Raw genomic sequence first — 6397 nt, forward strand, 5'->3', positions numbered from 1 at the left:
TCCCCGTGCACCCGGCAGGATGAGGCATGACCTGGACCTTCACCGATGACGTCGACGTCTTTCTCGACGCGGCCGGCGCCTCGCCGGCCGCCCGGCCCGCCGAGAACACCCTGGTGCTGACCGCCACCGCGACCCTGCGGCGCAACGGCCCGCACGCCTACGGTGACCGCGCGCCGCTGCTGGGCTGGTGGCGCGGTGCGGACGGCGAGGTCGCCGGCACTCTGGTGCAGACCCCGCCGTATCCGCCGCTGCTGGGAGCCGTCGCCCCGGAGGCCGTCGCCCCACTTGCCGCCTCGCTCCCCCTGACCAGGATCAACGCCGACCGGGCCGCCGCCGAGGCCCTGGCCGCCACCTGGCCGGGCCACCGGGTCGACCAGGAGCAGCGGCTCTACCGGCTGGGGACGCTGGTCCCGCCCTCCCCCGCGCCCTCGGGGAGGCCCAGGGCCGCCACCGCCGCCGACCGGGCCTTGCTGGTGCGCTGGCACCGGGCATTCGCCGATGAGGTCGGGCAGCCCGCCCCCCATGCCGAACGGCTGGTGGACGAGCGGACGGCGTCCGGCGGGCTGACGCTCTGGGAGGACGGCGGCGTCCCGGTGTCGATGGCGGGCGTCTCCTCGCGCATCGCGGGCACGGTGCGGATCGCGCCGGTCTACACGCCGGCCGGGCACCGTGGCCGGGGTTACGCGGCCGCCGTGACGGCGGAGGTCGGCCGGGCGGCGCGGGAGGCGGGCGTGCGGGAGGTGCTGCTCTTCACCGACCTCGCCAACCCGACGAGCAACGGCGTGTATCGGCGCATCGGCTTCCGCGCGGTCGCGGACCGGCTGCTGATCAGCTCGGCCGAGGAGCCCGTCATCCCAGGGTGAGCCGGGGCTTCGGAGCGTCCGTGCGGCCCGTCGACGGGATGCGGCTGCCCGCGCGGTAGGGGGGCGGCCAGGGTGCGCCGGGTCCGCTGTAGCCCTGTTCGGCCGCCGCGTGCAGCGTCCAGTGCGGGTCGTAGAGATGGGGACGGGCCAGGGCGCAGAGGTCGGCCCTGCCCGCGAGCAGCAGTGAATTGACGTCGTCCCAGGAGGAGATCGCCCCGACCGCGACGACGGGCACGCACAGCGTGTTGCGGATGCGGTCCGCGTACGGGGTCTGGTAGGAGCGGCCGTACTCGGGGCGCTCGTCGGGGACGACCTGACCGGTGGAGACGTCGATGGCATCGGCCCCGTGGGCGACGAAGGCACGGGCGATCTCGACGGCGTCCTCGGCGGTGGTGCCGCCCTCGGCCCAGTCCGTGGCGGAGATGCGGACGGTCATGGGGCGGTCGTCGGGCCATTCGGCGCGGACCGCGTCGAAGATTTCCAGGGGGAAGCGGAGCCGGTTGCCCAGCGACCCGCCGTACTCGTCGGAGCGGTGGTTGGTCAGGGGCGAGAGGAAGCCGGACAGCAGATAGCCGTGGGCGCAGTGGAGTTCCAGCAGGTCGAAGCCGCAGCGGTCGGCGCGCCGGGCCGCCGCGGCGAACTGTTCGCGTACGGCGTCGAGTCCGGCCCGGTCCAAGGCGTGCGGAACCTGGTTGACGCCTTCGGCGTACGGGATCGGGGAGGCGGCGGTGAGCGGCCAGTTGCCGTGGTCGAGGGGCTGGTCGATGCCCTCCCACATGAGTTTCGTGGAGCCCTTGCGTCCGGAGTGGCCGAGCTGGACGCCGATGGCCGTACCGGGGGCGCTCGCATGGACGAAATCGGTGATCCGGGTCCAGGCGGCGGCCTGTTCGGGGGTGTAGAGCCCGGTGCAGCCGGGGGTGATGCGGCCCTCGGCGCTGACGCAGACCATCTCCGTCATGACGAGCCCGGCGCCGCCGAGTGCGCGGGCGCCCAGGTGGACGAGGTGGAAGTCGCCGGGGACGCCGTCGACGGCCGAGTACATGTCCATGGCCGAGACGACGACGCGATTGCGGAGTTCGAGGCCGCGCAGCCGCAGCGGGGTGAACATCGGCGGGGTACCGGGGGCACAGCCGAACTCCTCCTCGACGGCGGCGGTGAAGGAGGCGTCGCGCAGCCGCAGGTTCTCGTGGGTGACACGGCGGCTGCGGGTGAGCAGGTTGAAGGCGAACTGGCGGGGTGGCTGGTCGACGTAGGTGCCGAGCTCCTCGAACCAGCGCAGGCTCGCCGCGGCGGCCCGCTGGGTCGATTCGACGACGGGCCGTCGCTCGGTCTCGTAGGCGGACAGCGCGCTCGGCAGGTCGGGCTGCTCCTCGATGCAGGCGGCGAGCGCGAGGGCGTCCTCGACGGCGAGTTTGGTGCCGGAGCCGATGGAGAAGTGCGCGGTGTGGGCGGCGTCACCGATCAGGACCGTGTTGCCGTGCGACCAGCGGGCGTTGACGACGGTACGGAAGGTGAGCCAGGAGGAGTTGTTGGAGCGCAGCGGACGGCCGCCGAGCGCCTCGGTGAAGATCTTGGCGCAGCGCAGCGTCGAGTGCTCCACGTCGCAGGTGTCGAGTCCGGCGGCGCGCCAGACCTCCTCCCGCATCTCGACGATGACGGTGGAGGCGTCGGCCGAGAAGGGGTAGCCGTGGAGCTGCATCACCCCGTACGCGGTCTCGGCGATCTCGAAACGGAAGGCGTCGAGGGCGAAGTCCGCGGCGAGCCAGATGTAGCGGCAGCGGTGGGTGGTGAGACGGGGGCCGAAGGTCTCGGCGTGGGCGGCGCGGGTGAGGCTGTGCACTCCGTCGGCGGCGATCACCAGGTCGTACGCGTCGGCCAGTTCCGCGGCCGGCGGGGCCTCGGTGCGGAAGCGGAGCCGCACGCCGAGGGATGCGCAGCGTTCGTGCAGGATCTCCAGGAGCCGGCGCCTGCCCAGGGCCGCGAAGCCGTGGCCGCCGGAGGTCTGGGTCACGCCGCGGTGGACGATGTCGATGTCGTCCCACCGTACGAATTCGTCCTGGAGCGCCCGGTACACGACGGGGTCGGCGTGTTCGATGCCGCCGAGGGTCTCGTCGGAGAGGACGACGCCGAAGCCGAAGGTGTCGTCGGGTGCGTTGCGCTCCCAGACGGTGATGTCGCGTTCCGGATCGAGCCGCTTGAGCAGGGCCGCGGCGTAGAGCCCACCGGGTCCGCCGCCGATGACCGCGATTCGTTTCACGCCGGTCGGCTTCGTGGGGAAGGGATGGGCGCCCGGCGCCGTCGCGGCGGTCGGTGCGGAGCCGGTGGCACTGATGTCGGGCGGCATCGCGCTACCGGCCTTGCCACTTCGGTGGCCGCTTCTCGGTGAAGGCGGCGTGGAATTCGGCGTAGTCCTCGCCGTGCATCAGCAGGGCCTGGGTCGCGGCGTCCATTTCGACCGCGGCGGCGAGCGGCATGTCGAGTTCGGCGGTGAGCAGCGCCTTGGTCTGGGCGAGGGCGAGGGCCGGTCCGTCGGCCAGTCGGCGGGCGAGCGCTGCCGCACGTGCGTCGGCCTGGCCTTCTTCGGTCAGCTCGCTGATCAGGCCGATCCGTTCCGCTTCGGGGGCGCGGACCGGTTCGCCGAGCATCAGCAGCCGGGTGGCATGGCCGAGGCCGACGACGCGCGGCAGCAGGTAGGCGGCGCCCATGTCGCCGCCGGAGAGGCCGACCTTGGTGAAGAGGAAGGCGAAGCGGGCGGACGGATCGGCGATCCGGAAGTCGGCGGCCAGTGCGAGAACCGCACCCGCGCCCGCCGCCACGCCGTGTACGGCGGCGATGACGGGGAAGGGGGTTTCACGTAGGGCCCGGACCACCTGCCCGGTCATGCGGTTGAAATCCAGGAGCTGGGCGGTGTCCATGGCGAGTGTCGCGCCGATGATGTCGTCGACATCTCCGCCGGAACAGAATCCGCGGCCCTGACCCGCGAGCACCAGGGCGCGCACGGAACGTTCGCGGGACAGTTCGGCAAGCAGGTCGCGCAGGTCGGCGTAGGCGCCGAAGGTGAGCGCGTTGAGTTTCTCCGGCCGGGCGAGCGTGACGGTGGCAACGCCGTCGTCCGTCGTCAGCCGTAGGTGACGCCAGTCATCCGTATGGGGGGCGGAGCTGGGAAACGGGCTCATGGAGGAGGCTCCCCTTCAGCCGTCGGGCTGTTACCTGCAGCCGAACTTATCACTCGTACGTGACTTCCGTCACGAGCACGCAATAGGTGGAGCGTGAGAGCGTATGCCGAACGTCCCCTTCATACCGGTCGACAGACCCTTGTCTCTGTTGTTGCACTTCGTAAGGTTGAATCCTGGAAGTACCGCCTTCCAGAAAGCCCACGATCTCCGGAACGGAAACCATGCTGTGCCCACCGATGTCCCCCTTCCCGCCTCCTGGCGGATCGCGCTACCGCACACGACGGCGGCCGTACCGGTGGCCCGCGCCCTGATCCGTACGGCGCTGGCGGACATCGAGGCACCCGCGGATTCGGACACCGCCGAGCTCCTCACCGCCGAGCTGGTCGCCAACGCGGTGGAGCACACCCGCAGCGACGAGCCCATCGAGCTGGTGGTGGAGCTGCTGCCGACCGGCTGCCAGGTGGAGGTGCACGACCGCGACCCGGCCCCGCCGGGCGATCTCTCCCACCCGGAACCGGGCAGCGTGCCGGACCCCTGGCAGGAACACGGCCGGGGTCTGCTGCTGATCCGTACCCTCAGCTCGTCCTGCGGTCACCGCACGACGGAGCAGGGCAAGGCGGTGTGGTTCACCCTGCCGTCCCGCACGCCTCAGAGCTGACCGGCCCCGTCCCGGCCCGTCCCCGCGGCGGCCAGCCGGGAGCGGTTGCGGCCGTAGCAGGTGTACACCGCGGCGCCGACTATCAGGAAGACGGCGAACTGCACCCAGGTCGTCCAGCCCGTCCCGTACATCAGATAGAGGCAGAAGCCGACGCCCAGGAGCGGGCCCAGCGGATGGAGCGGCGCCCGGAACGAGCCCCTGACCTCCGGGTTGCGGCGGCGCAGCACGATCACCGCGATGTTCACCGCGACCATGGTGGCGAGCGTGCCGATGGTCGTCAGGTTCACCACCACGTCGAGCGACGAGAAGGCCGCCGGGACCGCGAAGACGACCGCCACGATCCAGGTGTTGGCCACGGGGGTCGCCGTCCGCGGCGAGACCCGCTCGAAGACCCGCGGGATCAGACCGTCGCGGCTCATCGACATCAGGATGCGGGTCTGGCCGTACATCACCGCGAGCACGACGGACGCGATCGCGACGACCGCCCCGAAGGCGATGACCCCGCCGCCGACGGTCGAGCCGGTCACCTGATTGACGACGATGGAGAGCGCGGCAGGCTTGTCGGCGACGGCCCCCGGGCCGATGGCGCCGATGGCCGCGAGCGCGACGGCGCAGTAGAGCAGGGTGACCAGGCCGATGCAGACCATGATCGCGATCGGCACGTTCCGTCGCGGATTCTTGACCTCCTCGCCCGCGGTGGTGATGGCGTCGAAACCGATGTACGAGAAGAACGCCAGCGAGGCACCGGCAGTGACCCCGCCCGCGCCGTGGGCGACGAACGGCGTGAGATTCCCGTGCTCGAAGGCGGTGAAGGCGATGCCGCAGAACAGCATCAGAATGGTGATCTTGAGAACCGCCATCGCGGCGGTGGCCCCCGCGCTCTCGCGGACGCCGCGCACCAGCAGCGTCGCGGCCATCATGACCACCACGACGGCGGGCAGATTGATCACTCCGCCGTCGCCGGGGCCGGCCGAGAGGGCGACGGGCAGTTGGAAGCCGAAGAGGCTGTTCAGCAACTCGTTGACGTACTGGCTCCAGCCGACGGCGACCGCGGAGACCGAGACGCCGTACTCCAGCAGTAGACACCAGCCGACGAGAAACGCGACGCGCTCACCGAGCGTCGCGTAGGCGAAGGAGTACGAACTGCCGGACACCGGGATCGCGCTGCCCAGCTCGGCGAAGGAGAGCGCGGTGAAGATGCAGGTGACCGCGGCGAGCACGAAGGACAGCACGACGGCGGGGCCCGCCTCGGCGACGCTGTCGGAGAGACCGACGAAGATGCCGGTGCCGACGACGGCGCCGACACCGAAGCACACCAGCTGGAAGAGTCCCATGGTGCGCTTGAGGCCGTGCCCCTCCAGGTCGGCGCCGGACTCGGCGATCAGCTGGTGGGGGTTCTTGATGCGTGGGCCGGAGGGGCGCGGGGGGCTCGATGGGCGTAGCGGACTCACGGGACGGTCTCTTCTCTGGTGGAGCATGTGGGGGGCGCGTACCCAGGGCCTGTGGGGGACTCCGGGCGCCGGTGACGGACACGAAAATGGGGTTCGAGCGTGCGAGCTCGAACCCCACCGAAAGGCAACATATTAGACCGACCGGCACATGGGGGGGTGGAAGAAGGAGCGGGGCCGGGTGCGTGCGTCTGCAAGGCGGAGGAGGGAGGCAACGCGGAGGGGGCCCCTCCCATGCCTTTCGGGCTATGG

5 protein-coding genes are annotated in these 6397 nt (G+C 71.3%); 2 read left to right on the forward strand and 3 right to left on the reverse strand.

Annotation, left to right across the window (positions count from 1 at the left end; all coding sequences use genetic code 11):
• The first annotated feature begins 26 nt into the window (after nucleotides 1-26).
• A complete protein-coding gene (locus ACIQCZ_RS34520) occupies nucleotides 27-863 on the forward strand; it encodes a GNAT family N-acetyltransferase (RefSeq protein ID WP_402288556.1) in 837 nt (278 codons plus the stop codon).
• On the opposite strand, the gene ACIQCZ_RS34525 is transcribed toward ACIQCZ_RS34520, so the two are convergent.
• Nucleotides 850-3207, reverse strand: a complete 2358-nt coding sequence (locus tag ACIQCZ_RS34525; protein ID WP_402288558.1) for a bifunctional salicylyl-CoA 5-hydroxylase/oxidoreductase — start codon at nucleotides 3205-3207, stop codon at nucleotides 850-852. The two genes, ACIQCZ_RS34520 and ACIQCZ_RS34525, sit on opposite strands and share 14 nt — an antisense overlap.
• 4 nt (nucleotides 3208-3211) lie before the next feature.
• Complete coding sequence (locus ACIQCZ_RS34530; RefSeq protein ID WP_402288561.1) at nucleotides 3212-4039, reverse strand: enoyl-CoA hydratase family protein; 828 nt, start codon at nucleotides 4037-4039, stop codon at nucleotides 3212-3214.
• Nucleotides 4040-4265: 226 nt separating this feature from the next.
• Here ACIQCZ_RS34530 and ACIQCZ_RS34535 point away from each other — a divergent pair, with 226 nt between their 5' ends.
• The gene (locus ACIQCZ_RS34535) at nucleotides 4266-4697 is read left to right on the forward strand and encodes an ATP-binding protein (RefSeq protein ID WP_365693067.1); all 432 of its coding nucleotides are present in this window, start codon (nucleotides 4266-4268) and stop codon (nucleotides 4695-4697) included.
• Here the strand turns inward: ACIQCZ_RS34535 and ACIQCZ_RS34540 are convergent.
• Nucleotides 4688-6175, reverse strand: a complete 1488-nt coding sequence (locus ACIQCZ_RS34540; protein ID WP_402288563.1) for an amino acid permease — start codon at nucleotides 6173-6175, stop codon at nucleotides 4688-4690. The genes ACIQCZ_RS34535 and ACIQCZ_RS34540 overlap by 10 nt on opposite strands.
• Between the last annotated feature and the right edge of the window lie 222 nt (nucleotides 6176-6397).

The organism is Streptomyces sp. NPDC093149 (assembly GCF_044754145.1).
Classification (GTDB): Bacteria; Actinomycetota; Actinomycetes; order Streptomycetales; family Streptomycetaceae; genus Streptomyces.

Excerpts from the sequence above, each read along its gene's own strand:
- ACIQCZ_RS34520 (WP_402288556.1), top strand. The coding sequence starts at position 27 with ATGACCTGGACCTTCACCGATGACGTCGACGTCTTTCTCGACGCGGCC.
- ACIQCZ_RS34525 (WP_402288558.1), bottom strand. The coding sequence starts at position 3,207 with ATGCCGCCCGACATCAGTGCCACCGGCTCCGCACCGACCGCCGCGACG.
- ACIQCZ_RS34530 (WP_402288561.1), bottom strand. The coding sequence starts at position 4,039 with ATGAGCCCGTTTCCCAGCTCCGCCCCCCATACGGATGACTGGCGTCAC.
- ACIQCZ_RS34540 (WP_402288563.1), bottom strand. The coding sequence starts at position 6,175 with ATGCTCCACCAGAGAAGAGACCGTCCCGTGAGTCCGCTACGCCCATCG.